Source organism: Flavobacterium sp. (assembly GCF_035299005.1).
Classification (GTDB): Bacteria; Bacteroidota; Bacteroidia; order Flavobacteriales; family Flavobacteriaceae; genus Flavobacterium.
In genome coordinates, this window is sequence record NZ_DATGXL010000014.1 from 143,893 (window position 1) to 170,326 (window position 26,434).

25 protein-coding genes are annotated in these 26,434 nt (G+C 32.2%); 5 read left to right on the plus strand and 20 right to left on the minus strand.

Annotation, left to right across the window (positions count from 1 at the left end):
* Positions 1-56: 56 nt before the first annotated feature.
* The gene (gene pckA, locus VK164_RS09500; protein ID WP_324209112.1) at positions 57-1,685 is read right to left on the minus strand and encodes a phosphoenolpyruvate carboxykinase (ATP); all 1,629 of its coding nucleotides are present in this window, start codon (positions 1,683-1,685) and stop codon (positions 57-59) included.
* Positions 1,686-1,758: 73 nt separating this feature from the next.
* Positions 1,759-2,142, minus strand: coding sequence for a DUF423 domain-containing protein (locus VK164_RS09505; RefSeq protein WP_324209113.1), 384 nt, complete (start codon positions 2,140-2,142; stop codon positions 1,759-1,761).
* A gap of 125 nt (positions 2,143-2,267) precedes the next feature.
* Between VK164_RS09505 and VK164_RS09510 the strand changes: the two genes are divergently transcribed.
* The 3 genes from VK164_RS09510 to VK164_RS09520 all read left to right on the plus strand — a co-directional run bounded on the left by VK164_RS09510 (position 2,268) and on the right by VK164_RS09520 (position 5,374).
* Positions 2,268-3,638 (plus strand): saccharopine dehydrogenase family protein, encoded by a 1,371-nt coding sequence (locus VK164_RS09510; RefSeq protein WP_324209114.1) that lies wholly within the window; start codon positions 2,268-2,270, stop codon positions 3,636-3,638.
* 98 nt (positions 3,639-3,736) lie between these two features.
* Entirely contained in the window at positions 3,737-4,207 is a 471-nt protein-coding gene (locus VK164_RS09515) for an Lrp/AsnC family transcriptional regulator (RefSeq protein WP_324209115.1), read from the plus strand.
* A gap of 12 nt (positions 4,208-4,219) precedes the next feature.
* Complete coding sequence (locus tag VK164_RS09520; RefSeq protein WP_324209116.1) at positions 4,220-5,374, plus strand: beta-ketoacyl synthase N-terminal-like domain-containing protein; 1,155 nt, start codon at positions 4,220-4,222, stop codon at positions 5,372-5,374.
* Positions 5,375-5,377: 3 nt separating this feature from the next.
* On the opposite strand, the gene VK164_RS09525 is transcribed toward VK164_RS09520, so the two are convergent.
* The 16 genes from VK164_RS09525 to aspS all read right to left on the minus strand — a co-directional run bounded on the left by VK164_RS09525 (position 5,378) and on the right by aspS (position 20,465).
* The gene (locus VK164_RS09525) at positions 5,378-6,745 is read right to left on the minus strand and encodes an NADH-quinone oxidoreductase subunit N (protein ID WP_324209117.1); all 1,368 of its coding nucleotides are present in this window, start codon (positions 6,743-6,745) and stop codon (positions 5,378-5,380) included.
* Positions 6,746-6,760: 15 nt separating this feature from the next.
* Positions 6,761-8,194 carry an NADH-quinone oxidoreductase subunit M gene (locus VK164_RS09530; RefSeq protein WP_324209118.1) on the minus strand — a complete coding sequence of 478 codons (1,434 nt, stop codon included), beginning with the start codon at positions 8,192-8,194 and terminating at the stop codon, positions 6,761-6,763.
* Positions 8,195-8,203: 9 nt separating this feature from the next.
* Positions 8,204-10,081: an NADH-quinone oxidoreductase subunit L gene (gene nuoL, locus VK164_RS09535; protein WP_324209119.1), complete on the minus strand. Its 1,878-nt coding sequence runs from the start codon at positions 10,079-10,081 to the stop codon at positions 8,204-8,206.
* A 6-nt stretch (positions 10,082-10,087) separates the two neighbouring features.
* Positions 10,088-10,408: an NADH-quinone oxidoreductase subunit NuoK gene (gene nuoK / locus VK164_RS09540; protein ID WP_324209120.1), complete on the minus strand. Its 321-nt coding sequence runs from the start codon at positions 10,406-10,408 to the stop codon at positions 10,088-10,090.
* 3 nt (positions 10,409-10,411) lie between these two features.
* Complete coding sequence (locus tag VK164_RS09545) at positions 10,412-10,915, minus strand: NADH-quinone oxidoreductase subunit J (RefSeq protein WP_166235030.1); 504 nt, start codon at positions 10,913-10,915, stop codon at positions 10,412-10,414.
* 2 nt (positions 10,916-10,917) lie between these two features.
* On the minus strand, positions 10,918-11,463 hold the full coding sequence (locus VK164_RS09550; protein WP_324209121.1) for an NADH-quinone oxidoreductase subunit I: 546 nt from the start codon (positions 11,461-11,463) through the stop codon (positions 10,918-10,920).
* A gap of 6 nt (positions 11,464-11,469) precedes the next feature.
* Positions 11,470-12,504: an NADH-quinone oxidoreductase subunit NuoH gene (gene nuoH, locus VK164_RS09555; protein ID WP_324209122.1), complete on the minus strand. Its 1,035-nt coding sequence runs from the start codon at positions 12,502-12,504 to the stop codon at positions 11,470-11,472.
* A 3-nt stretch (positions 12,505-12,507) separates the two neighbouring features.
* Positions 12,508-13,536 (minus strand): 2Fe-2S iron-sulfur cluster-binding protein, encoded by a 1,029-nt coding sequence (locus tag VK164_RS09560; protein ID WP_324209123.1) that lies wholly within the window; start codon positions 13,534-13,536, stop codon positions 12,508-12,510.
* 56 nt (positions 13,537-13,592) lie between these two features.
* Positions 13,593-14,957, minus strand: a complete 1,365-nt coding sequence (gene nuoF / locus VK164_RS09565; RefSeq protein WP_324209124.1) for an NADH-quinone oxidoreductase subunit NuoF — start codon at positions 14,955-14,957, stop codon at positions 13,593-13,595.
* Between the two features lie 4 nt (positions 14,958-14,961).
* Complete coding sequence (locus VK164_RS09570) at positions 14,962-15,492, minus strand: NAD(P)H-dependent oxidoreductase subunit E (RefSeq protein WP_324209125.1); 531 nt, start codon at positions 15,490-15,492, stop codon at positions 14,962-14,964.
* Positions 15,493-15,496: 4 nt separating this feature from the next.
* Positions 15,497-16,735: an NADH dehydrogenase (quinone) subunit D gene (gene nuoD / locus VK164_RS09575; protein WP_166235042.1), complete on the minus strand. Its 1,239-nt coding sequence runs from the start codon at positions 16,733-16,735 to the stop codon at positions 15,497-15,499.
* Positions 16,736-16,755: 20 nt separating this feature from the next.
* A complete protein-coding gene (locus VK164_RS09580; RefSeq protein ID WP_324209126.1) occupies positions 16,756-17,277 on the minus strand; it encodes an NADH-quinone oxidoreductase subunit C in 522 nt (173 codons plus the stop codon).
* Positions 17,278-17,279: 2 nt separating this feature from the next.
* On the minus strand, positions 17,280-17,831 hold the full coding sequence (locus tag VK164_RS09585) for an NADH-quinone oxidoreductase subunit B (protein WP_166235046.1): 552 nt from the start codon (positions 17,829-17,831) through the stop codon (positions 17,280-17,282).
* A gap of 11 nt (positions 17,832-17,842) precedes the next feature.
* Positions 17,843-18,208: an NADH-quinone oxidoreductase subunit A gene (locus VK164_RS09590; RefSeq protein WP_324209127.1), complete on the minus strand. Its 366-nt coding sequence runs from the start codon at positions 18,206-18,208 to the stop codon at positions 17,843-17,845.
* A 201-nt stretch (positions 18,209-18,409) separates the two neighbouring features.
* Positions 18,410-18,607 carry a cold-shock protein gene (locus VK164_RS09595; RefSeq protein WP_166235050.1) on the minus strand — a complete coding sequence of 66 codons (198 nt, stop codon included), beginning with the start codon at positions 18,605-18,607 and terminating at the stop codon, positions 18,410-18,412.
* Positions 18,608-18,713: 106 nt separating this feature from the next.
* Positions 18,714-20,465: an aspartate--tRNA ligase gene (gene aspS / locus VK164_RS09600; protein WP_324209128.1), complete on the minus strand. Its 1,752-nt coding sequence runs from the start codon at positions 20,463-20,465 to the stop codon at positions 18,714-18,716.
* 141 nt (positions 20,466-20,606) lie between these two features.
* Here aspS and VK164_RS09605 point away from each other — a divergent pair, with 141 nt between their 5' ends.
* Both VK164_RS09605 and VK164_RS09610 read left to right on the plus strand, forming a co-directional pair.
* Positions 20,607-21,608, plus strand: coding sequence for a TlpA disulfide reductase family protein (locus VK164_RS09605; RefSeq protein WP_324209129.1), 1,002 nt, complete (start codon positions 20,607-20,609; stop codon positions 21,606-21,608).
* 161 nt (positions 21,609-21,769) lie between these two features.
* On the plus strand, positions 21,770-22,117 hold the full coding sequence (locus VK164_RS09610; RefSeq protein ID WP_324209130.1) for a membrane-binding protein: 348 nt from the start codon (positions 21,770-21,772) through the stop codon (positions 22,115-22,117).
* A 62-nt stretch (positions 22,118-22,179) separates the two neighbouring features.
* Here the strand turns inward: VK164_RS09610 and VK164_RS09615 are convergent, their stop codons facing one another.
* Together VK164_RS09615 and VK164_RS09620 are read right to left on the minus strand one after the other, a co-directional pair.
* Positions 22,180-25,356: an efflux RND transporter permease subunit gene (locus tag VK164_RS09615; RefSeq protein ID WP_324209131.1), complete on the minus strand. Its 3,177-nt coding sequence runs from the start codon at positions 25,354-25,356 to the stop codon at positions 22,180-22,182.
* Positions 25,357-25,365: 9 nt separating this feature from the next.
* Positions 25,366-26,433: an efflux RND transporter periplasmic adaptor subunit gene (locus tag VK164_RS09620; protein WP_324209132.1), complete on the minus strand. Its 1,068-nt coding sequence runs from the start codon at positions 26,431-26,433 to the stop codon at positions 25,366-25,368.
* Position 26,434: the final 1 nt, after the last annotated feature.

Below are 26,434 nucleotides of genomic sequence, written 5' to 3' on the forward strand. Positions count from 1 at the left end.
TACACAAAAAAAGTCCCGATAAAAATCGAGACTTTTCAACTGAATTAATAAAATCTTTATCCTAATTGTGGTCCAGCAGTAACAAGGTTTTTACCTTCCTCATTATCTGTGTATTGCACGAAATTTTTAATAAATCTAGAAGCTAAATCAGCGGCTTTAACATTCCATTCAGAGGCATCAGCATAAGTATCTCTCGGATCTAAAATCGCTGGATTTACATCATGTAAAGCAGTAGGAACTTCAAAATTAAATACTGGAATTACTTTTGTATCGGCCTTTTCTATTGAACCATCCAAAATAGCATCTATAATAGCACGTGTATCTTTAATAGAAATGCGCTTTCCTGTACCATTCCATCCAGTGTTTACCATGTAAGCAGTAGCATTGTGCTGCTCCATTTTCTTCACTAACTCTTCACCATATTTGGTTGGATGTAAAGACAAGAATGCTTTTCCAAAACAAGCAGAGAATGTTGGTTCTGGTTGTGTTACTCCTCTTTCTGTACCAGCTAATTTAGCCGTAAATCCAGATAAGAAATAATATTTTGTTTGCTCTGGTGTTAATTTAGAAACGGGTGGCATTACTCCAAAAGCATCTGCAGTTAAGAAAATAACTTTAGTAGCATGACCCGCTTTAGAAACCGGTCTTACAATATTTTCAATATGATAAATTGGATAAGAAACACGAGTGTTTTGAGTAACCGAACCATCTTTAAAATCAATTTTTCCGTTAGCATCAACTGTAACGTTTTCTAACAGTGCGTCTTTTTTGATAGCCCCATAAATATCTGGTTCGTTTGCCGCACTTAAATCAATGGTTTTTGCATAACAGCCTCCTTCAAAATTGAAAACACCATCGTTATCCCATCCATGTTCGTCGTCCCCAATTAACTCACGTTTTGGATCAGTTGATAAAGTAGTCTTTCCTGTTCCCGATAACCCGAAGAAAACAGCAACATCACCATCTTTTCCTTTGTTAGCAGAACAGTGCATTGAAGCCATTCCTTTTAATGGTAAATAATAATTCATCATCGAGAATAAACCTTTTTTCATTTCCCCACCATACCAAGTACCGCCAATTAATTGAATTTTTTCAGTCAAATTAAAAGCTACATATACTTCAGAATTTAATCCGTGAGCTGCGTAATCTTTAAAACTTGTTTTTGAACCATTCATTACAATAAAATCTGGTTCACCAAAATTTTCCAATTCTGCTTCGGTTGGACGAATAAACATATTTTTTACAAAATGTGCTTGCCAAGCCACCTCCATAATAAAACGAACTTTCAATCTTGTATCTTCATTAGCACCACAAAAAGCATCTACTACAAACAATCTTTTTCCTGATAGTTGTTTTACAGTAGTTTCTTTTAAAGCATTCCATGTCGTTTGAGAAATTGGCTTATTGTCATTTGCCGCTTTATCAGAGTTCCACCAAACGGTGTTTTCTGTAACACTGTCTTTTACTATATATTTATCTTTAGGAGAACGACCAGTGAATTCACCTGTCATTACATTTACGGCTCCAAGTTCAGATAATTGACCTCTTTCGAAACCTTCTAAAGCTGGATTTAATTCTTCATTATATAAAAACTCATAAGAAGGATTGTAGATTATTTCTGATACATTAACGATTCCGTATTTTTCCAACGAAATCGATTTCGTAATTTGGGCATTCGTATCCATAAATTGTTTGTTATGTTGTGTATTTAATAAAGTGCAAAATTATAAATTTAATTTCAGATAGCGTTTTAATTTATTATTTTTTACTTAAAACCGTGTAAAATAAATAGCTCCATGCAGAGATTAAGAACATTCCTCCTATTGGCGTAATAGGTCCTAAAAATTTAGTTTTTAAATTTGTAATCCCATTTGTTGACAATAAATAGATAGATCCTGAAAAAAAAGATACCCCTATTATTGTTAACCAAAAAATAACCAAACGTTCTTTTTCGCTTAAAAAAGTGAATACACCAATAAACAATAAAAACAAAGCATGGTACATTTGATAACGCACTCCTACCTCAAAAGATTGTAATTGTTCTACAGAAAGCACTTTTTTTAACGCATGAGCCCCAAAAGCACCTAAAATTATTGCCGAAAGCCCTAAGAAAGCTGCCGCTAAAAGAATTTTCTTGTCCATTATTTCAAATTTTAGACCAAAGATAGGAAAAGTTTTAATGTTAAATTATAACATAAATAAGGAAATTGTTTTTATAAATATAACATTTTATTATCTTCGTGTGATATTTTCACAACACGTACAAAATGAGACATGTCTTAGTCATTGGAGCAGGTCGTTCGGCTTCATCGCTTATAAAATATTTGTTAGATCATTCAGAAGAAGAAAATCTCCATGTTACAATTGGCGATTTATCAGAAGATTTAGCGAAACAAAAAACCAACAATCACAAAAATGCAACCGCAATTGCATTTGACATCTTTAATGAAATCCAACGTAAAGCCGAGATTCAAAAAGCAGATATAGTTGTTTCAATGTTACCCGCTCATTTACATTTAGAAGTTGCTAAAGATTGTATTGTTTATAAAAAACATATGGTAACAGCTTCTTACATCAGCAATGCAATGCAAGAATTAGATATTGTAGCCAAAGAAAACAATTTAGTTTTTATGAACGAAATTGGGCTAGACCCAGGTATCGATCACATGAGTGCCATGAAAGTATTGGATGAAATTCGTGATAAAGGAGGAAATATAATCTTATTTGAATCGTTTTGTGGCGGATTAGTAGCACCTGAGAGCGATACTAATTTGTGGAATTATAAATTTACTTGGAATCCAAGAAATGTTGTGTTGGCAGGACAAGGTGGAGCTGCAAAATTTATTCAAGAAGGAACTTACAAGTACATCCCATACTCAAAATTATTTAGAAGAACCGAGTTTCTAGAAGTTGAAGGATATGGAAGATTTGAAGCTTATGCCAACAGAGATTCTTTAAAATACAGAAGCGTTTATGGCTTAGACAAAGCTTTAACTTGCTATCGTGGAACGATTAGACGTGTGGGATATTCTAGAGCATGGGACATTTTAGTACAACTTGGAATGACAGATGATTCTTATGTTATTGATAATTCGGAAGAGATGACTTATCGAGAATTTACAAATTCATTCTTACCTTATCACCCAACTGATACTGTGGAAATCAAATTACGTCATGCACAAAAAATTGATCAAGACGATATTATTTGGGACAAATTAGTTGAATTAGATTTGTTTAATGCAGATAAAAAAGTAGGATTAGTTAAAGCAACTCCAGCACAAATATTAGAAAAAATATTAGCTGAAAAATGGGCTTTGCAACCAAACGATAAAGACATGATTGTCATGTATCATAAATTTGGTTATGAATTAAATGGCGAAAAGAAACAAATTGATTCTACAATGGTTTGTATTGGGGACGATCAAACTTATACCGCTATGGCAAAAACGGTTGGGCTACCTGTCGCCATAGCAACCTTAAAAATTTTAAACAAAGAAATCAAAACTCCAGGTGTTCAATTGCCAATCACAAAAGAAGTTTATACTCCAATTCTAAAAGAATTAGAAACCTATGGTGTTATCTTCAAGGAAACCGAAGCCCCTTATTTAGGTTATAATCCTTTGAATGTGAAGAATTAATTGTTTTAATTATAATTTAAAATCCGATTTCAATTGATCTCGGATTTTTTTGTTTCAATTATAACTAATTTAGTACTTTTACTTTCAAATAAATTAAAATGAAGATAAATCAGTTACAAATTGAAATTGACGGAATTGACAAAGAGATTCTTCGAGATTTAATGGAAGACGCTCGTAAACCAATTTTGCAAATTGCAAATAAAATTGGGATTTCTGGAGCAGCAATCCATCAACGGTTACGAAAACTTGAGCAAGCAGGCGTTATTGCAGGTTCTAAATTTGTGGTTGACACCAAAGTTTTGGGCTACAGTACAGCCGCATTCATAGGTATTTATTTAGAAAAAGCTTCAAGTAATCCAGAAGTCGTTAAAGAATTAAAAAAAATTCCTGAAGTACTCGAATGCCATTATACAACTGGAAATTGGAGCATTTTAATCAAAATCATTTGTAAAGATAATGAACATTTAATGCAATTACTAAATAAAAAAATACAACCTATTGAAGGTGTTTCTAGAACAGAAACTTTTATTTCATTAGATCAACAAATTGAAAGACAAATTCAATTGTAATTCCCCAATACCTTGAAAACAAAAATTGCCATAACTGGTTTTGCGTCTATTTCTACATTAGGTTTAGAAAATGATATGATATGGAAAAAATACAACCAAAGAAAGAGTTGTATCCAAAAGAAAAGTATAAACCATCAAGATGTTTTAGTAGCATCTATTCCTATTGAAGTAGAAGATGAAATCACACGACTAAGAAATTCCGACAATAAATATAAAAGCATAGATAATTCCGTTTTATTTGCAATATTGGTTTCAAGAAAAGTGGTTGCAACTGCAAAATGGACAAAAAAAGATGTATTTGGAATCAATATTGGTTCCTCAAGAGGAGCTACTGAATTGTTTGAAAAACATCATGAAGAGTTCATTAAATCTAATAAAGTAAACACATTAGCTTCACCAACCACAACGCTTGGCAACCTCTCAAGTTGGGTTTCTCACGATTTACAAGCAAATGGTCCCGAAGTTTCTCATTCAATCACTTGTTCAACTTCACTACACGCGCTTTTAAATGGCATTGCTTGGCTACAAGCAGGAATGGTAGATAAATTCTTAGTTGGTGGTACAGAAGCTCCACTGACACCTTTTACAATTGCACAAATGCAAGCATTAGGAATTTATTCAAAAAACGAAAGTGAATTCCCTTGTCAAGCCTTAAACTTATCTAAAAAACAAAATACTCTAGTAATTGGAGAAGGAGCAGCAGTTATCTGTATAGAAAATGGAGCAAAAGAAAATGCTCTTGCATATATCGAAGGGATTGGATATGCAACTGAAATATTAGAACACAATGTTTCTATTTCTACTGAAGCAGAATGCTTTCAAAAATCTATGTTAATGGCAATTGACGGAATCGATATAAATGAAATTGATGTAATTGTAATGCATGCTCCTGGAACTATTAAAGGCGATCTATCAGAATTTAAAGCTATTGAAAAAGTTTTTGGAAACAACATTCCATCATTAACTACTAATAAATGGAAAATCGGACATACTTTTGGCTCTTCAGGTATGTTAAGTCTTGAATTGGCAATTTTAATGCTACAAAACAACACAATAATCGAAAGTCCGTTTTATCCAAACAAAAAACCCACAACACCTCTAAAAAAGATTTTAGTAAATGCTGTAGGCTTTGGTGGAAACGCAGTTAGCGTTGTAGTATCTGTATAAAAGTTATATTAAATGTAAAATTGTATCTGGAAATAATCCTAATACAATTAATAATACTGTTGCAACTATTCCAACTATGTAAAATTCACTACCGTGTTCTACTTCTTGTTTTACAGAATCTTTAGTGTACATAGCAAGGATAACTCTAAAATAGTAGTAAACACTAATCATAGAATTTACTATTGCAACAATTGCCAACACCAAGAAACCAGCAGAAATAACTTGATTCAACAAGAACAATTTAGCAAAAAACCCGCTTAAAATAGGAATTCCAGCCATTGATAATAATGCTAAAGACATAATAACTGCCATCAAAGGATTTCTTTTGGCTAAACCATTGAAATTGTCAATTTTATCATCGTCTTCATTTTTACATACATAAATTAAAACTGAAAATGCTGCAACACCTGCTAAAGCATAAGACGCTGAATAATACAATAGGTTATTAGCCGCTGCGCCAATATTTAATAGTGTCATTAATAAAAATCCTGCGTGAGAAATTCCTGAAAAAGCTAATATACGTTTAACACTATTTTGACGCAATGCCATAATGTTACCAATAGTCATAGAAAGTATAGAAATAACCAATATCACAATTTCATAACTATATGCCATGTAACTGTTTAAAATGGTTATTAATTTAAAGAAAGATGCCATTGCAACAACTTTTGCAAATGTGCTCATAAATGCAGTAACAATTAATGGTGCACCTTCATAAACATCTGGAGCCCAAAAGTGGAAAGGCACAGCTGCAATTTTGAACAACATACCTATTGTAATTAAAATAACTCCAATATAAAACCAATACTCTGTATTTGCAGAGATTGAAGCATCATATAATGTTGGCACGTCAAAAGTTCCAGTTGCACCATACAACATAGCAATTCCAAAAAGTAAAATTCCAGAAGCAAAAGAACCCATTAAAAAGTATTTCATACCTGCTTCATTACTTCTAATATCAAGTCTATGACTTCCTGCTAAAACATACAGCGCGATAGAAAGCACTTCTATACCAAGAAAAAACATGGCCATATTATTAAAGCTTACCATAGCAATTGCACCTGAAAGCATAAATATTTTGATAGAAATAAAATCTGATATTTTAGAACTATTCTTGTAAACATTATTACTTAAAACCAACAATAATGCTGTAAGTAAAATAAATAAAGAAGAAAATGTCTTAGAAAAGCTAGTTTCTTCAATCATATTGCTATAATCCCCAGCAACTTGAGGTAAATTGTCTGTAATGGTTAAACCAAATAAAGCAAGTAAAGCAATAACACTTACTGGAATGATGGCCTTTCTAAAGTTAAAAATCTCTGCTACTAAGCAAAAAACTCCTAAACCTACTATAGCTATTAATGTATTCATTCTTAATTGACTTTCTTAATTAATTTGATTTAAAATATTTTGTAAACTTGGTGTGATTAACTCAATAATTGGTTTTGGGTATAATCCAAAGAAAAACACTAATCCAACTATAATTAACAATACCAAACCTTCTGTAATGGTAACATCTGCAAAAACTTTTGTATTTGTTTCACCTAACATTGATTGCTGATACATTCTTAACATATAAAATGCTCCTAAAATAATAGTTGTTCCAGCTACAATAGCAAAACAAATATTTACATTATACAAACTGTACAATATAGTAAACTCACCAACAAAATTAAAAGTAGTAGGCATCGCAACAGAAGCTAAAACTAAAATCATAAAAAATGAAGCAAATCTTGTAGCTTGAGAACGAATTCCACCCATTTCTGAAATAGTATAAGTATTCCATCTGTTGAAAATAATTTCTGCTACAAAAAACAATCCAACAATTACCAACCCATGAGAAAGCATTTGCAAAACAGCCCCTTGAAATCCTTCAATAGTTAATGAATATAAACCAGCTGCAATTAATCCAACGTGAGAAAGTGAAGAATATGCTAATAATTTCTTAAGATTTTTTTGTTTCAAAGTCAAAACCGCACCGTAAATAACTCCAGCAATTGAAATTCCTAATATATAAGGCATAAATTCTTTTGCAGCACTATCAGTTATTGGCAATTGCCATCTCAACACACTGTATAATCCCATTTTTAGCATAATCCCTGATAAAAGCATTGTTCCAATTGCTGGAGCTTTACTATAAGTATTAGCCTGCCATGTGTGAAAAGGAATCAAAGGAATTTTAATTGCATATGCTAAGAAAAACGCTAAGAAAAGCCATGTTTTTTCAGTTCCAGTTAATGCTAAAGCATATAAACTTTCGATCTCTAAACTTCCTGCTTTTTGATACAAATAAATAAAAGCAACAAGCATAAATAAAGAACCTCCAAAAGTGTAAATAAAGAATTTTAAAATTGCATTTTTACGTTCTTCTAAAGAACCATTGCCCCACAATAGAGCAATAAAATAAATTGGAATAAGTGCTAATTCCCAGAAAACATAATATAGCAAGCCGTCAGCTGCTAAAAAAGTTCCTGCCATAGCAAATGCCATGAATAATACTAAACTGTAAATTGCTTTTTCATTTTCAAATTTTGTAATCCATCCCGACAAAACAATTAATGGTAATAATCCAGTTGTTAGTAGCAACATAGCCAATGACAAACCATCAACAGCTAATGAAAAATAAATTTTAGGATTTTGAATCCAAATAGATTTGCAACTTAAATCAGCTCCATTAAGATACAAATTAAGTGCATATAATGTGAATACAAAAGAAGCAACGCTGACTAACAAGGCAATTTTTGATGCAAATTTATTTCCTGCAAAAAAAGTGAAAGCTGCTCCAGCTAATAATAAAATTAATACGATACTTATGTTCATAATATCAAATTATCGGATAAGAAATAAATAAATTAAAAACGCGCTAATGCTAAATACAAATGCAAAAAGATAAAAACCAACATTTCCGTTTTGTACTTTTTTACCTTGTATTGATAAAACTGAAACTACATTTCCTAAACCAAAAACAGATTTAGAAATATACTTCTCAATGAAATTTTTAGAAAAACTTGCTAAACCATAAATTGGTGTAACAATGATTGCCATGTATATTTCATCTATATAATATTTGTTTGAAAGTACTTTGTGTAATCCTTGAACTTCATCAGATGTTGGCACTTCTTTTTTCTTCATGTAAATATTATAAGCTATTCCTATCCCAATTAACGCTCCAATAACTGCAAAAGCCATTAAGCCATATTCAGTAGCACCCAAATGATGCTCAGCATGATCTTTGTGAGCAAAAATTGGTGTTAAATAATGATTCAACCAACTGTTACCAAAAGGCAAACTAATCAATCCACCTAACGCTGATAATATTGCTAAAACTATTAATGGAAAAGTAATTAAACTTGGGCTTTCGTGTAAATGTTTTTTCTGTTCTTCAGTACCTCTAAATTCATTAAAGAATGTAAGGTATAATAATCTAAACATATAAAAAGCAGTCATGATAGAAGCAATTGTTGCTAAAACCCATAACACTTTGTTTTCATGAAAAGCTGTTAATAAAATTTCGTCTTTAGACCAAAATCCTGCAAACGGTGGCAATCCTGCTATCGCTAGTGTTGCAATTAAAAAGGTAATATAGGTAATTTTCATACTTCCTCTTAAACCACCCATTTTTCTCATATCTTGCTCACCATGTAAAGCATGAATTACCGAACCTGAACCTAAGAATAAACAAGCTTTAAAGAAAGCGTGTGTGATAACGTGAAAAACTGCGACTTGATATGCTCCTAATCCTAAAGCTAAAAACATTAAACCAAGTTGTGAAACTGTTGAATAAGCCAATACTTTTTTAATATCATTTTGAACTAATCCAATAGATGCTGCAATTAAAGCTGTAGCAACCCCAACCACTGCAATAATATTTTGAACTACTGGAGCAATATCAAACAAGAAATTCATACGAGTAATCATAAAAATACCTGCTGTTACCATTGTAGCCGCGTGAATTAATGCAGAAACTGGTGTAGGTCCAGCCATTGCATCTGGCAACCAAGTATAAAGTGGTAATTGTGCTGATTTTCCACAAGCACCTATAAACAAACAAAATGCCGCAATTGAGTACCATCCAGATGTTGAAACAACTCCATTCACATCAATTGCCTGTTGAATTCCTGCAAATTCAAGTGTATTTGTTGCAAAACCTAAAATAAAAATTCCGATTAAGAATCCTAAATCTCCAATTCTGTTCATAATGAATGCTTTTTTGGCTGCATCATTATACTCTTGATTTTTATACCAGAATCCGATTAATAAATAAGAGCACAATCCTACTCCTTCCCATCCGATGAACATAATTAAAAGATTGCTTCCCGCAACTAAAGTAATCATGAAGAAAATAAACAAATTTAGATAAGCAAAAAACTTATACATATTTTCATCATCATGCATGTAACTAATCGAGTAAACATGAATTAATGTTCCTATTCCAGTTACAAACAGCAACCATAAGATAGATAGTTGATCAAAAACAAAATCAAAATTTACTGCTAATTTCCCTATTGAAAACCACTCTGATAAATGAAGTGTTACGGGTTGTTTTACACTGAAAAAAAGCAGCAATGTAATCACAAACGAAAGTAAAACTGACGCTGTTCCTACAACACCAGAAAGGTTTTTACTCATTTTTTTTACAAAAAACACATTGATTAAAAAACCAATTAGCGGAGCAAAAAGTAATACTATTAAACTAGTTGTATTCATAAGGAATTATCCTTTTAAATTTTTTAAATTATCGATATCAATATTTCCAATGTTTCTGTAAATAGAAACTAAAATTGCTAAACCTACAGCTACTTCTGCAGCGGCAACTGCCATTGTAAAAAATACAAACACTTGTCCAGAAGCATCGTGGTGGTATGTTGAAAATGCAACTAATAATAAATTAACTGCATTTAGCATTATTTCTATAGACATAAACATAATAATGGCATTTCTTCTATATAAAATTCCAAAAGCACCAATACAAAATAGTAATGCTGATAAAATAATGTAATTTCCAATACCTACTTGTTCTAAAATACTTTGCATAACTTATATTTTTTCTTCTTTTTTAGAAATTAAAACCGCTCCAATCATTGATACTAAAAGCAAAACAGAAGCAAATTCAAACGGAACCATATACTCGTTAAGCAACACTTTTCCTAATACTTTTATAGATTGATAATCCTCGTTAGAAGAAACATATTCAATCATTTCTGGCTGAGCAGTTTTTAGAGCTGAAATTAAAACTAATGCTAAGATTCCAGCAGAGAAAACAGCAGCAAATTTGATATAAATCGGCTTAGACACTTCGTCTTCTTTGTTTAAATTCATAAGCATCAAAGTAAAAAGCAATAAAACCATAATAGCTCCAGCATAAACGATGATATGCACCATTGCTAAAAATTGAGCATTAAATAATAAATAGTGACCTGCTATTGAAAAAAAGCTGACTACTAAATAAATTGCACTGTGGATTGGATTTTTGCTATAAACAGTCAAAAAAGCGGTTCCAAGTGTAATTGCAGATAATATATAAAAAACTATTTCTAACATAATTAATTTACGGTATTAGATTTTGTGTTATTAATTGCCATTTCTAAAGGCATCACTAATTTATCTTTACCAAAAATAAAATCTTCTCTACTATAATCGGCATTTGCTATTTTTTTAGATTTAGTTAAAAAGATAGCTTCTTTAGGGCAAGCTTCTTCACACAATCCACAAAAAATACAACGAAGCATATTTATTTCATAAATAGAAGCGTATTTTTCCTCACGGTATAAATGCTTTTCATCGGGTTTACGCTCTTCCGCTTTCATAGTAATTGCTTCTGCTGGGCATGATAAAGCACACAATCCACAAGCAGTGCATCGTTCTCTACCTTCGTCATCACGCATAAGCATATGCTGCCCACGATAAACCGGGCTCATTTCTCTTACTTCTTCAGGATATTTGATAGTTACTTTTCTTCTAAAAAGGTGTTTTAATGTAATAAACAACCCTTTCAAAATGGTAAGCAAATATATTTTTTCGATAAAAGTCATTTCTTTATTAGAAACCACTTTTTTTCTTCCAGATAATGATATTTGTTCTACTGACATTTTTTCCTAATTAAATAAAACCATTACAATTCCTGTTAAAATAATATTTAAAACAGCCAACGGAATTAATATTTTCCAACCTAAGTTCATTAATTGATCGTATCTGAAACGAGGTATTGTCCATCTAATCCACATATAGAAAAAGATGAAGAAACAAATTTTGGTAAATAAAACTGCAATTGCGATTATGTTAGCAATATTTACACCCCAATTTTGCTCTGCCCATCCCATTCCAGGATAGTTATAACCTCCTAAAAATACAACAGATAATATTGTTGCTGAAATAAACATATTTGCATATTCTGCAAATAAATAAAATCCCATTTTCATTGAAGAATATTCTGTATGATATCCTCCAATTAATTCTGATTCACATTCTGCTAAATCAAAAGGTGTACGATTTGTTTCAGCAAATGAACAAACTAAAAAGATTACAAAAGCTAATGGCTGATAGAAAATATTCCATTTCATTTCAGCTTGCTGCACCGTAATCTCTTTTAAACTCAATGAACCTGTCATCATCAAAATTGAAATGATGGCTAATCCCATGGCAACTTCATAAGAAATCATTTGTGAAGAAGCTCGAACGGCACTCATTAAAGAATATTTATTATTTGAAGCCCAAGCTCCAATCATGATTCCATAAACACCTATTGACAGTACTCCAAAAATGTATAAAATTGAGACATCTAAATCTGTAGCTTGAAGTACGACATCTTTTCCAAATATGTGAAATTTATCTCCCCAAGGAATTACAGCACTAGTTATTAATGCAGTACTCATTGCAATTCCAGGACCTAGGATAAATAAAAATTTATTAGGTGTATTTGGAAAAAACTCTTCTTTAGTAAATAATTTTAATCCATCTGCCAATGGTTGTAATAAACCACCCCAACCAGCGCGATTAGGTCCAACACGGTCTTGTAAAAACGCGGCTACTTTACGTTCTGCCCATGTTGAATACATTGCCATTAACATTGTTATAGCAAAAACTACGACAATAATGGTTCCTTTTTCTATTATAAATGTAGTCGTATCCATTGTTTATTTAGAGTCATTGTTTTTTAATGGAATAGCAGCCATACTGATTTTCTTACGGTCTTCTTCTCTACCTTGTAAAATATTTTCTTCAGTATTGATAACTACTTTTTCAGTTTTTCTTGTGTAATTATTTTGATTGATTACAGAATCTTTGTCAAACTTTTTAGGTCCTTCAATCGTCCAATCTGTAACTTCTTTTTTGTCAAAACGACAAGTATTACAAATAAAATCTTCAACTTCTCCGTATTGATCTTTTCTACCTGTTACACGTTGAATTTCGTTTCCAAACATCCAAAGTGTGGTTTTACCACAACATCCAGGCGTGGTACATTCTCTGTGTGCGTTGAATGGTTTGTTGAACCAAACTCTTGATTTAAATCGGAATGTTTTATCAGTCAATGCTCCTACTGGACAAACATCAATCATATTTCCAGAGAACTCATTGTCGATTGCTGCAGAAACACATGTTGAAATTTGTGCATGATCGCCACGATTTAAAACCCCATGCACTCTGTCATCAGTTAATTGTTCTGCCACTTGTACACAACGTTGACATAAAATACAACGATTCATATGCAATTGGATTTTATCTCCAATATTTTCTGGTTCAAATGTTCTTTTTTCTTCTATAAAACGAGTTTCTGGTTTTCCATGTTCAAAACTCAAATCTTGTAAATTACATTCTCCTGCTTGGTCACACACTGGACAATCTAATGGGTGATTAATCAATAAAAACTCTGTTACAGCTTTTCTAGCTTCAGTAACTCTATCAGAATTTTTACTATTTACTTCCATTCCATCCATACAACCTGTTACACAAGATGCCATCAATTTAGGCATTGGTCTTGGATCTGCCTCACTTCCTTTGCTTACTTCTACTAAGCAACAACGACATTTACCTCCAGTACCTTTTAATTTCGAATAATAACACATGGCTGGTGGCACACTTTCGCCTCCAATCATACGTGCAGCTTGCAGGATGGTTGTTCCTGGTTCTACTTCTACGCTTTGTCCGTCTATGGTTACTTTCATTTTATTTTTGTTTAAAAGTTAAAGTGTAATACACCTTTAAACTTCATCCTTATAATTTATACTGTTTGATTACTTATCAAGTGACGAACTTTTTCAAATGGTTCATGCACAAAGTGATCTCTGTTTTTAATTTTCTCAGGGAATCTAATATGATATTCAAATTCTTCTCTAAAATGACGGATAGCTGCAGCTACTGGCCAAGAAGCGGCATCACCTAGTGGACAAATTGTATTTCCTTCGATTTTGCTTTGAATGCTTAATAACAATTCGATATCTTCTTCGCGACCGTGTCCATTCTCAATACGATGCAATACTTTTTCTAACCAACCCGTTCCTTCACGACAAGGTGTACATTGTCCACAACTTTCATGGTGATAGAATCTGGAGAAATTCCAAGTATTTCTGACAATACATGTTGTGTCGTTATACACAATAAAACCTCCAGAACCTAACATTGAACCCGTAGCAAATCCACCATCAGATAATGATTCATAAGTCATCAAACGATCGTTTCCTGCAGCCGTTTTATAAATTAAGTGCGCTGGTAAAATAGGCACCGATGAACCTCCAGGAACTAAAGCCTTTAAAGGTCTATCATCTATCATACCACCACAATACTCATCAGAATTAATGAATTCTTCAACAGAAACACCTAATTCAATTTCATAAACACCTGGATTTTTAATGTGCCCTGATGCAGAAATTAATTTAGTCCCTGTAGAACGTTCAATTCCAATTTTTGCATATTCTGTACCTGAATTTAATACAATCCATGGCACTGAAGAAATAGATTCCACATTATTAACTACTGTAGGATTTTGCCACAATCCTTTAACTGCTGGAAAAGGTGGTTTCAAACGTGGATTTCCTCGTTTACCTTCTAATGATTCGATTAAGGCTGTTTCTTCACCACATATATATGCACCCGCACCGCAGTGAACATGCAAATCTAAATCATATCCTGAACCTTGTATGTTTTTACCTAACCATCCTGCAGCATAAGCTTCTTTGATAGCTCTTTCTAAAGTCTTATATACCCACATATATTCACCTCTAATGTAAATGTATGATAAGTTAGCTCCTAAAGCATAACTTGAAGTAATCATACCTTCAATTAAAAGATGCGGAATATATTCCATTAAATAACGGTCTTTGAATGTTCCTGGTTCAGACTCATCTGCATTACAAACTAAGTGGCGAGGGTTTCCTGATTTTTTATCAATAAAACTCCATTTCATTCCAACAGGGAAACCTGCACCTCCACGACCTCTAAGTCCAGAAGTTTTTACTTCTTCTGTAACTTCATCTGGAGTCATTTTAAATGCTTTTTCCACTGAAGTATAACCACCATTTTGACGGTAAACTTCATAGGTTTTGATACCCGGAATATTAATTTTTTCTAATAATATTTTTCTTCCCATGGTATTATTTATCGTGTAAGGTTATTTTACCAGCTTTACATTCATCAATTAATTGGTCGAATTTTTCTTTAGATAATTTCTCATGATAAAAATCGCCTAATTGTAACATCGGTGCATATCCGCAAGCGCCTAAACATTCAACGCCTACAAATTGAAATAATCCATCAGAAGTAATTTCGCCTTCTTTTACACCTAATTTTTCAGAGGCATAATCCATTAAATCTTCCACTCCACGAGTAGCACAACAAGAAGTTCTACAAAATTCAAACATAAATTTTGCTACAGGTTTTGTGTTGAACATGGTATAAAAAGTGACTACTTCATATACTTCAATAGGCTTTATTTCTAGGATTTCAGCTACTTTATTTTGTAATTCTATGCTTAACCAATTTTCATGAGTATCTTGTACTTCATGTAAAACAGGTATTAAAGCAGACTTCTTTTTATCAGCAGGATAATGACTTATTAACTCATTAATACGAGTCATTAATTCTTCTGTTATATTTATTTGCTGTGTATAATTATTTTTTTCCATACTATTATGCGTCTAATTCTCCCGCAATCACATTTAAACTAGATAATATTACAATGGCATCAGAAAGCATTGAACCCTTTATCATTTCTGGATAAGCCTGATAATAAATAAAACAAGGTCTTCTAAAATGTAGTCTATATGGCGTTCTACTTCCATCTGTAATTAAATAAAAACCTAATTCTCCATTACCTCCTTCTACAGGATGATACACTTCTGCAACTGGAACTGGCACCTCTCCCATAACAATCTTGAAATGATAAATCAAAGCTTCCATATCTTGATAAACATCTTCTTTTGGAGGTAAGTGGTATGCTGGCACATCTGCAGTAAATTCATTACCCGCAGGCATTTTTTCTAATGCTTGACGAATGATTTTTAGAGATTCCCACACTTCTGCATTTCTAACACAGAATCTATCATATGTATCACCAGATTTTCCAACAGGAACATCAAATTCAAAATCTTCATATGAACTGTATGGTTGTGCAACACGCACATCATAATCTACACCAGCAGCTCTTAAATTAGGACCTGTAAAACCATAAGCCATTGCTTTTTCAGCTGTAATTGCGCCTACATTAACTGTTCTATCAATAAAAATTCTATTTCTGGTGAAAAGATTTTCAAATTCTTGCCAAACAGCTGGAAACTCTTCAAGGAAAGCATCGAGTTTTTCAAATGCTTTTGGACTCCAATCTCTTTCAAATCCACCTATTCTTCCCATATTTGTAGTTAAACGAGCACCACAAATTTCTTCATAGATTTCATATATTTTTTCTCTATATTGAAAAACATATAAAAATCCAGTGTAAGCACCTGTGTCAACACCAAGTATAGAGTTACAAATAATATGATCAGAAATTCTAGCTAATTCCATTACAATAACTCTTAAATATTGAGCACGTTTTGGTACCTCGATATTTAATAATTTTTCTAATGTCATCCACCAAGCCATATTATTAATAGGAGAAGAACAATAGTTCATTCTGTCAGTAAGCGGTGTGATTTGATAAAAAGGTCTGTTTTCAGCTATTTTTTCAAAAGCTCTGTGGATGTATCCAATAGTTGGCTCTGCTTCCACAATTCGTTCACCATCCATTAATAAGATGTTTTGAAAAATTCCGTGTGTAGCAGGGTGAGTTGGTCCTAAATTCAGGATCGCCAATTCACTTCCGTCTTCATTTTGACGCTCTTGAATTATTTTATTGTAGCGATGTTCTGCTGGTAATACTATATTAGACATAGTTTACTGTTTTTTCTTTTTTAACAATTGTTAATAGTTCTTCCAAAGAATCTATCGTCTTTATCAGTTCTTCCTGAATCCTCCATTGGAAATTCTTTTCTTAACGGAAAAGATACCATTTCATCCATATTTAAGATTCTAACTAAATTAGGATGACCTTTGAAGATAATCCCATAAAAATCATAAGTTTCTCTTTCCATCCAGTTAGCACATTCAAAAAGAGAAGTTATTGATGGTAATTCTGGTTGTGTTCCGCTGATGAATGTTTTAACTCTAATTCTGGTATTAGTAAACCAATTGTGTAAATGATAGACTACACAAAATTGTTCATTAACATCATTTTCAGGGTAGTGAACACCACATAAATCGGTTAAGAAATGAAAGTTAAGTGTTTTATCTTCTTTCATAAATTGAAGAATCTCTACAATTGAATTAGCTTCTACTTCTACCACAAAAACACCATATTCTGTCCTGAAATGGTTTACTTTTTGCCCAAAAGCTTCTTGCAATTTATTTTGTATTTCTAAGGTATCTAGAGCCATAGTTATTCTATATTATAAGAAGCTAAAAGTTCTTTATATTCGTCTGAATTTCTTCTTCTAGAAGATTCGTTTTTTACTAGTTCTTGTAAATGCATTACACCATCAACAATTTGTTCTGGTCTTGGAGGACATCCAGGCACATAAACATCAACTGGAATCACTTTGTCTATTCCTTGTAAAACAGAATAAGTATCAAAAATTCCACCCGAAGAAGCACAAGCTCCAACAGCAATCACCCATCTTGGTTCAGACATTTGTTCATACACTTGACGTAATATAGGTGCCATTTTTTTTGAAATAGTTCCCATAACTAAAAGCATATCCGCTTGTCTTGGAGAAAAACTCACGCGTTCAGAACCAAATCGCGCCAAATCGTAATGTGAAGCCATAGTTGCCATAAATTCAATCCCACAACATGATGTAGCAAATGGTAATGGCCACAATGAATTTGCTCTAGCCAATCCAATTACACTATCAAATCTTGTAGCAAAGAATCCTTCTCCAGCAATTCCTTCTGGCGCTTCCACCATTTTAGTTTTAGATACGTTTTCCATTTGATATCAATTTATTCCCAAACTAATGCTTTCTTCTTAATAACATAAAAGAAGCCGATTAATAATAAAATCATAAAAACGCCCATTTTAAGCAAACCGTCAACGCCCATTTCTTTGAAATTAACCGCCCATGGATACATAAAAATCACCTCAACATCAAATAAAACAAAAAGAATAGCTACTAAAAAGTATTTTACAGAAAAAGGAATACGAGCATTTCCTACGGACTCAATTCCACACTCAAAACTTTTATCTTTATTTGCCGAAGATCGTTTTGGTCCTAATAAATTTGAAATTAAAATTGTTCCTCCTACAAAACCAACTGCTAATAAAACTTGCATTATTATTGGTATCAAATCTTGTTGTGAAGCCTGCATTTTTTTTGGATTTAAAAATAGCTACAAATATAAAGTTGCTATTACTAAATAGCAAAATTTAAACAACAAATTAGCATTATGTTTTGTAGAAATAATTTTATTTATACTTATTCTAAATAATAAATTTGAAATAAATAAAAATAAGCACAAAAAAAACGCTCAAATATTATTTTGAGCGTTTTTTAAAAAAGGGATAACTTATTAGCTATTCACAACAACATTAGTTGCTACAATTCCTTTTCTACCTTCTTCTTCTTCGTAACTTACGCTATCACCTTCGTTTAAAGATTCAACTTTCATTCCGCTTGCGTGTACGAAAATGTCTTTTCCAGTTTCATCATCTGTAATAAAACCGTAACCTTTTGATTCATTGAAGAACTTAACTTTACCTGTTCTCATTTTGTATTGTAAAAAATTAATAATACTTCAAAGATATACTTATTTAAGAAATAAAAAAGAAAAAGCTAAAAAATATTTAAAATTTATTGATTTTCAGATGGTTTGATTATTTTAAATCAACTTTAATATGCAATTCGTTCAACTGAGAATCATCAATCATTGAAGGCGCATCAATCATCACATCTCTTCCTGAATTATTTTTAGGGAAAGCGATAAAATCACGAATTGTTTCTTGTCCTCCTAAAATAGAAACCAATCTATCTAATCCAAATGCTAATCCTCCATGTGGTGGTGCTCCAAACTGGAATGCATTCATAAGAAATCCAAACTGTGCTTCTGCTTGCTCTGGTGTAAATCCTAGCAAAGAGAACATTCTGCTTTGTAAATCTCTATCATGAATACGAATAGAACCGCCACCGATTTCGTTTCCGTTTAACACCATATCATAAGCGTTAGCACGAACTTTTCCTGGTTCGGTTTCAATTAACGCCATATCTTCTGGTTTTGGAGAGGTAAACGGATGGTGCATTGCATGGTATCTTTCACTTTCCTCATCCCATTCTAATAATGGAAAATCTATCACCCATAATGGTGCAAATTCGTCTGATTTTCTCAAACCTAAACGCGTAGCAACTTCCATTCTTAAAGCCGATAATTGTGTTCTGACTTTATTTGCATTACCTGATAAGATTAAAATTAAATCACCTGATTTTGCATTGGTAATCTCAGCCCATTTTTTTAAATCTTCTTGATCGTAGAATTTATCTACTGATGATTTGAACGAGCCATCTTCTTCACATTTTACGTATACCATTCCCGATGCTCCAATTTGTGGACGTTTTACCCAATCAATTAAAGCATCAATTTCTTTTCTTGTATAATTTGCACAACCTGGAGCCGCAATTCCAACTACTAATTCCGCAGAATTAAATACTGGAAAATCTTTATGTTGTGCTACAGCGTTTAACTCACCAAATTTCATTTCAAAACGAATATCTGGCTTGTCGTTACCATAGGTTTTCATTGCGTAATCGTAGGTAATTCTTGGGAATTTGTCTACTTCAATTCCTTTGATTTCTTTTAGCAAATGACGGGTTAAACCTTCGAACATATCCAAAATATCTTCTTGCTCCACGAATGCCATTTCGCAGTCAATTTGTGTAAACTCTGGTTGACGGTCAGCACGTAAATCTTCATCACGGAAACATTTCACAATTTGGAAATATTTATCCATTCCTCCTACCATCAATAATTGTTTGAATGTTTGTGGCGATTGTGGAAGTGCATAAAACTGCCCTTCATTCATTCTACTTGGCACTACGAAATCACGCGCGCCTTCTGGAGTAGATTTAATTAAATAAGGCGTTTCAACATCACAAAAACCTTGGTCAGAAAGATATTTTCTAACTTCCATCGATACTTTATGACGGAATAACAAGTTGTTTTTAACCGGATTTCTTCTAATATCTAAGTAACGATATTTCATACGAATATCTTCTCCACCATCCGTTTCATCTTCAATGGTAAATGGAGGCAATTGTGCTTCGTTTAAAATAGTTAATTCTGAAACTAAAATTTCAACGTCTCCAGTAGCCATATTTGAGTTTTTAGACTCACGCTCAATAACCGTTCCTTTTACTTGAATTACAAATTCTCTACCAAGCGATTTTGCTTTCTCAAAAACTATTTTATCAGTTCTTTGTTCATCAAAAATTAATTGGGTAATTCCGTATCTATCACGCAAATCAACCCAAATCATAAAACCTTTATCTCTTGATTTTTGAACCCAACCTGCAAGGGTAACTTCTGTATTGATATGTGAAGCATTTAATTCTCCACAGTTATGACTTCTGTACATTTCTAAAAAATTTTATGCAAAAGTAATAACAAAAAAGAAAATTTTTAGTCTAATGAGATAATTATAATTACAATTTTAAACGGTTTCTTTAGTTTTATAAAATATTACCTTATTTTTACACAAACCTTATTTACATTTTTTATGAAAAAAATCACCTATTTACTATTATTATTTGTTTGTTTTTCTTTTGCTCAAAACACAGGAAAAGTTAAGTTTTTTGCCAAAATTGAAAACAGAAACTCAGACACATTAACCATTTATGGTCCTAAAAAATTTAAACACAAAATTCCTGTAAACAAGAAAGGCGTTTTTGAATCTAGTTTTGATATAACTGAAGGATTACACCAATTTAATGATGGTGTTGAATCTTCAATGTTGTACTTGAAAGATGGTGATGATTTAAAATTGAATATGGACGCTAAAGAATTTGACGAAACCATTGTCTACAAAGGCAAAGGTGAAAAAGAAAATAATTATTTAGCACAAAAAGCACTTTCTGACGAAGCTTTTGAAATGGAATTAGAAAATTTATTAGAAAAAGAAGAAGCTGTTTTTAAGGCTGCTCTAGACAAAAAGAAAACTGATGACTTAGCTAAATTAGAAGGCAATGGATTAAATGAAAAATTTGTTGGTATATACAAACCAATGATAACACAAGAATCTGTTATGCTTTTACAATACTACAATCAAAAAGCTGAAGCTAAAAAAACAGAGGGAACTCAATCTACTTCTTTTGAATATGAAAATCATAAAGGAGGAAAAACTAAGTTAGAAGACTTGAGAGGGAAATATGTTTATATCGATGTTTGGGCAACATGGTGTGGTCCGTGTAGAGCTGAAATTCCTCATTTGAAAAAAGTGGAAGAAAAATATCATGGAAAAAACATCGAATTTGTGAGTATTTCTGTAGATGTTGACAAAGATCATGAAAAATGGCAAAAATTTGTTACAGATAAAGAATTAGGAGGTATTCAATTATTTGCAGACAAAAACTGGAATTCAGATTTTATAAAAGCATTTGGAATTAATTCTATACCAAGATTTATATTAATTGACCCAAGTGGAAAAGTTGTAAAATCTGATGCCCCAAGACCTTCATCTGTACAATTAATTGAATTATTAGACGAATTATTGCAAAAATAACTAATAAATATCACACAAAACTGAAAGCCAATGTATAACACATTGGCTTTTTCAATGTTAAGTTTTTATCTAATGTTACCAAATTGTTAACTAAAAGTTTTTTTATTGTAAAAAATAATATATATTTGTTATGTAATTATTAATCCAATAAATAAATGTATATGAAAAATTTAGTGATTTCTGGGATGTTATTGGTTTCTGGAGTGTTTTTTGCTCAAGATGTAAAACCAAAATTTGTTGCTACTGACGACAACACAATACAAGCAACATATTATTATGACAATGGTCAAGTTAAACAAGAAGGTTCATATGTAGATGGAAAACTTGATGGAAAATGGGTTTCTTATAATGAAGATGGTTCTAAACAAGCTTCAGGAGAATATAAAAACGGAGAAAAAGTTGGTACTTGGACTTTTTGGAACTCAGGTTCGTTAAATGAAGTTGAATTTGCTAATAGCAGAATTGCATCTGTAAAAAAATTAAACAATGATTATTTAGTAACTAAATAATTTTTTTGAGCTAATAAAAAAAGTCCCGATTTTCATCGGGACTTTTTTTATGTGAATTACTATTATAAAGTGTGTTTCGGATTAAAACCATCTTCACTTAATTCTGCATGAACATAATCAGCAACCATTTCAGCTTCATAATCTGTTTTTTCTCCTTTAGAGAATTTAGCGATTATTTTCTCCATGATTTCATAAATTACAGGAACCACAATTAAGGTCAAGAATAATGATGAAATTAATCCCCCAATAATTACCCAAGCCAAACCATTTTTCCATTCTGCTCCAGCTCCAGAAGCTAATGCAATTGGGAACATACCAAATACCATCGCGATCGTGGTCATTAAAATTGGACGCAACCTTGCATGATTTGCTTGAATTAATGCTGTTCTAATACTTTCTCCTGCCTTACGTCTTTGGTTAGTATAATCTACCAACATAATAGCATTTTTACACACAAGACCAATCAACATGATGATACCTAAAATGGTGAAAATATTAAGCGAATTATTTGTTAAAGCTAATGCTAACATAGCTCCGATAAATGAAAGCGGAATTGCAAACAATACTACAAATGGATGCACAAAACTGTCATACAACGAAACCATTACAAGATAGACCAAAATAATGGCAGCCAATAAGGCAATTCCAAGTGTTCCAAAACCTTCAGATTGGTTTTCCATATCACCACCCCAAATATAATCTACACCTGTTGGTTTTTCTAACTTATCTAATTTCTCTTGCCATTGTGCTACAATTGTTCCTGAAGGAACACCCACATTTTGACCTTTTACAGTTACCGATGCTGATTTATCTCTTCGTTCTAATTCACTTGGGCCTGAGCTTTCGGTTACTGTTGCAAATTGTGTCAATTTAATTTGTTCACCTCTATCATTGATAAAAATTAAGTTACTTACATCTGCTATACTTTTTCTGTCGAATGCATTATATTTGATATTGATATCATATTCATATTCCCCAGCTCTAAATCTTCCATCAGTATTTCCACTAAAAGCCGTTTGCATAGTCATACCTACAGTTTGTAAACTTAAGCCAAGCGCTGCCATTTTATCTCTATCCACCTGAACATTTACTTCCGGATTTCCGTCTTCTACTGATAATTCAATTTCTGTAGCTCCCGGAATCGTGCGTAATTCTTTTTCAGCAGCTTTTGCAAATGCCATAGCTGTTTCTACATTTGGACCCGTAACGATTAAACCTAAAGTTGCATCTTCAGCAGTTCCTAAAATACCTACTGGAACCGTTTTAACTTTTGCTCCTACCAATATTTTTTCTAACTTACGTTTTGTTTTAGCTGCATAAACGTTTGCAGGTTCATCACGTTTATCTAAACCAACCATTTTAACATTAATCTCAGATTTATAGGCTGTTGCTTGAGAAGCTCCTAAACCCTCACTAGTTTGACCAATAGTTGTAATTTGACTATGTACATATGGTTCTTTTTTCAAGAAAGCTTCAGCTTTTTGCGTCATAAAATTAGTTTGCTCTAACGAAGCGTCTTTTGGCATTTCGATTTGAACTAAAAACTCACCGCTATCAGATGCTGCGAAGAATTCTCCTCCAATAAATCCGCCACCCATTAATCCGATGGTAGAACCAAAAAACAATACTAAAACAACAACAAAAGTTTTAATATAATGATCTAAACACCAAGTTAATAATCCTGAAACCCAATCTGTAAAACGAGTTAAATAGCTTTCAAATTTAAGGATAATTCTTCCGAAAAGTGTTTTACCTGTAATGTGTTCTAATTTTCCATATCTTGATGATAACCAAGGAATAATGGTAAACGAAGCAATTAAAGACAATAAAGTTGAAATAATAACAGTTACACAGAATTGCGTAATAATATTAGAAACCAATCCTGTACTCATTGCAATAGGTAAAAATACTACCACAATTACTAATGTAATGGATACAACGGTTCCTCCAATTTCGGCTGTTCCATCATAAGCAGCACGAACTTTGTTTTTACCCATTTCCATGTGACGATATATGTTTTCTAATACCACAATAGCATCATCTACTAGAATACCAACTACCAATGATAATCCTAATAAACTCATTAAGTTTAAGGTATATCCCATTAAGTAAATTCCAATGAAAGTAGCAATTAACGAAGCAGGAATCGAAACCATTACAATTAATGAATTTCTGATACTATGTAAGAAAAACAACATTACAAATGCAACCAATAAGACCGCTATAAGTAAATCATGAACTACTGCATCTGCTGCTTCAAGAGTAAAAATAGTACTATCTTTTGCGATTTCAAGTTGCAATTCTTTTGATTTATAATCGTTTTCTAATTTGTTGATAGTTTTTACTAATTCCTCACTTACAGCTACAGCATTTGCATCTGATTGTTTTACAATTTGTAATAAAATAGCGCTTTTTTGATCTACACGAGCAACTTTATCAGCGATTTTTTGTGTGTCTTGAACATCAGCAATATCACCTAAACGAACTTGAATTCCATTTTTAGAAGATACAATTAAATTTCTAAGCTCTTCAACATTTTTATATTTTCCAGCTAAACGAATTAATATTTTTTGCTCACGCGTTTGAATGTTTCCTGTAGGGAAATCCAAATTAGACGATAAAATATTTTGTTGTACTTGTGGAATCGAAAGTCCGTAGCCTTGCATTTTTACAGCATCAAGATTTACTTGAATTTCTCTCTCTTGTCCACCAATAATGTTTACTTGTGCAACACCTTGAACTCGAGATAAAATCGGAGCTAATTTTTTATCAATTAAATCGTAAAAAGCAACTTCGTCCATTTTTCCATTGGCACCAATAGTCATAATTGGTAAATCACTCAAGGAAAATTTGGTTAATGAAGGTGTTTCGGCATCATCTGGTAAATCACTGATGATGGCGTTTATTTTACGTTGCGCATCGTTCATCGAAATATTAACATCAGCATTTGAAGTTAATGTGATGGAAACGGTTGATAAACTTTCGTATGATTTTGAATCAATTTTTTTTATATTCTCCAAAGAGGCTACTGCATCTTCAATTTTTTTGGTTACCGTATTTTCAATTTCGCTTGGCGATGCACCTGGATAAATTGTTGCAATTGTAATTACGTTAGTTTCAAATTTAGGAATCAATTCGTAGCCTAAATTGCTATAACTGAACAGTCCACCAAGTGTTAGAATTGTAAACAATACAATTACTAACGACGGACGTTTTATCGATATTTCTGCTAATTTCATATATTTTGATTATTTAATAACTTCAACAGCGTTTCCGTCTTGTAAGTTGATTTGTCCTGTTACAATAACAATTTCTCCGTTAGATAATCCGTCTAAGATTTCTACTTTGTCACCTAAAATTCTACCTGCTGTTACTTTTTTAAGTTTCGCAGTTCCGTTTTCAATCACAAAAATTTCGTTGCTACTAACACTACCAACAAATGCATTTCTTGGGACAATTTTCAAGGTTTGTTTTTGTTGGTTTGAAGCAAATTTTGCTGTTCCATACATTCCTGCTTTTAAGTCGTTTGATGTGTTGTTTGTAATTTCAATTTCAACAGGAAAATTTAAACTTGCATCTGCTTTTGGAGCAATAAATGTTATTTTTCCTGAAAATTCTTTATCTGGAAAAACATTTGAAGTCACTTTTATTTGGTTTCCTAATTTTAAGCCCGCCACTTGATTCTCGTTAACCGCTACTTTTAACTTTAACTTAGACACATTAACAATTTCAAATAAATCAGTTGCTGGCATCCCTGTTAAAATAGAACCTGGTTCAATAAATTTTTTATTGATAAATCCACTAATTGGTGCTTTAATTCTAGTATCTGCAACATTAATATTTGCTTGTGTTAAATTAGCTTTAGCATTAACCATGGCTAATCTTGCTTGATCTAACTGTTGTTTTGTTACTCCACCTGTTTTAAATGCGTTTTCAAATCTTGTGTAGTCTGCAACTGCATTTTGATATACTGCATTAGCATTTTGTGCATTTACATTTATAACATCGCCTCTCACGATAGCAAGTGTTTGACCTACAGCAACATAATCTCCTTCTTTAACTAAAACTTTTACTACTTTTCCTGATTTTTCAGCCGCAAAAGTTAATTCTTGAATAGGTTCAAAATTTCCGTTTGATACGAAATCTAATGAAACTTGTTCTGTTTTTACAGTATCAACTTTTACAGAAACTGAAGCATTTTTTTCAGCAACAATGGCTGTTTTAGCTTCATTTTCTTTTTTATTATTTGTTAAAATAACAGCAATTATAGCTAATGCTCCTAAAATTACTAATATGGTTATAATACTCTTTTTCATC

Bases quoted from the DNA above. Each gene is read 5' to 3' on its own strand.
- pckA (WP_324209112.1), bottom strand. From the start codon at position 1,685: ATGGATACGAATGCCCAAATTACGAAATCGATTTCGTTGGAAAAATAC.
- VK164_RS09505 (WP_324209113.1), bottom strand. From the start codon at position 2,142: ATGGACAAGAAAATTCTTTTAGCGGCAGCTTTCTTAGGGCTTTCGGCA.
- VK164_RS09510 (WP_324209114.1), top strand. From the start codon at position 2,268: ATGAGACATGTCTTAGTCATTGGAGCAGGTCGTTCGGCTTCATCGCTT.
- VK164_RS09515 (WP_324209115.1), top strand. From the start codon at position 3,737: ATGAAGATAAATCAGTTACAAATTGAAATTGACGGAATTGACAAAGAG.
- VK164_RS09525 (WP_324209117.1), bottom strand. From the start codon at position 6,745: ATGAATACATTAATAGCTATAGTAGGTTTAGGAGTTTTTTGCTTAGTA.
- VK164_RS09530 (WP_324209118.1), bottom strand. From the start codon at position 8,194: ATGAACATAAGTATCGTATTAATTTTATTATTAGCTGGAGCAGCTTTC.
- nuoL (WP_324209119.1), bottom strand. From the start codon at position 10,081: ATGAATACAACTAGTTTAATAGTATTACTTTTTGCTCCGCTAATTGGT.
- nuoK (WP_324209120.1), bottom strand. From the start codon at position 10,408: ATGCAAAGTATTTTAGAACAAGTAGGTATTGGAAATTACATTATTTTA.
- VK164_RS09545 (WP_166235030.1), bottom strand. From the start codon at position 10,915: ATGTTAGAAATAGTTTTTTATATATTATCTGCAATTACACTTGGAACC.
- VK164_RS09550 (WP_324209121.1), bottom strand. From the start codon at position 11,463: ATGTCAGTAGAACAAATATCATTATCTGGAAGAAAAAAAGTGGTTTCT.
- nuoH (WP_324209122.1), bottom strand. From the start codon at position 12,504: ATGGATACGACTACATTTATAATAGAAAAAGGAACCATTATTGTCGTA.
- VK164_RS09560 (WP_324209123.1), bottom strand. From the start codon at position 13,536: ATGAAAGTAACCATAGACGGACAAAGCGTAGAAGTAGAACCAGGAACA.
- nuoF (WP_324209124.1), bottom strand. From the start codon at position 14,957: ATGGGAAGAAAAATATTATTAGAAAAAATTAATATTCCGGGTATCAAA.
- VK164_RS09570 (WP_324209125.1), bottom strand. From the start codon at position 15,492: ATGGAAAAAAATAATTATACACAGCAAATAAATATAACAGAAGAATTA.
- nuoD (WP_166235042.1), bottom strand. From the start codon at position 16,735: ATGTCTAATATAGTATTACCAGCAGAACATCGCTACAATAAAATAATT.
- VK164_RS09580 (WP_324209126.1), bottom strand. From the start codon at position 17,277: ATGGCTCTAGATACCTTAGAAATACAAAATAAATTGCAAGAAGCTTTT.
- VK164_RS09585 (WP_166235046.1), bottom strand. From the start codon at position 17,831: ATGGAAAACGTATCTAAAACTAAAATGGTGGAAGCGCCAGAAGGAATT.
- VK164_RS09590 (WP_324209127.1), bottom strand. From the start codon at position 18,208: ATGCAGGCTTCACAACAAGATTTGATACCAATAATAATGCAAGTTTTA.
- VK164_RS09595 (WP_166235050.1), bottom strand. From the start codon at position 18,607: ATGAGAACAGGTAAAGTTAAGTTCTTCAATGAATCAAAAGGTTACGGT.
- aspS (WP_324209128.1), bottom strand. From the start codon at position 20,465: ATGTACAGAAGTCATAACTGTGGAGAATTAAATGCTTCACATATCAAT.
- VK164_RS09605 (WP_324209129.1), top strand. From the start codon at position 20,607: ATGAAAAAAATCACCTATTTACTATTATTATTTGTTTGTTTTTCTTTT.
- VK164_RS09610 (WP_324209130.1), top strand. From the start codon at position 21,770: ATGAAAAATTTAGTGATTTCTGGGATGTTATTGGTTTCTGGAGTGTTT.
- VK164_RS09615 (WP_324209131.1), bottom strand. From the start codon at position 25,356: ATGAAATTAGCAGAAATATCGATAAAACGTCCGTCGTTAGTAATTGTA.
- VK164_RS09620 (WP_324209132.1), bottom strand. From the start codon at position 26,433: ATGAAAAAGAGTATTATAACCATATTAGTAATTTTAGGAGCATTAGCT.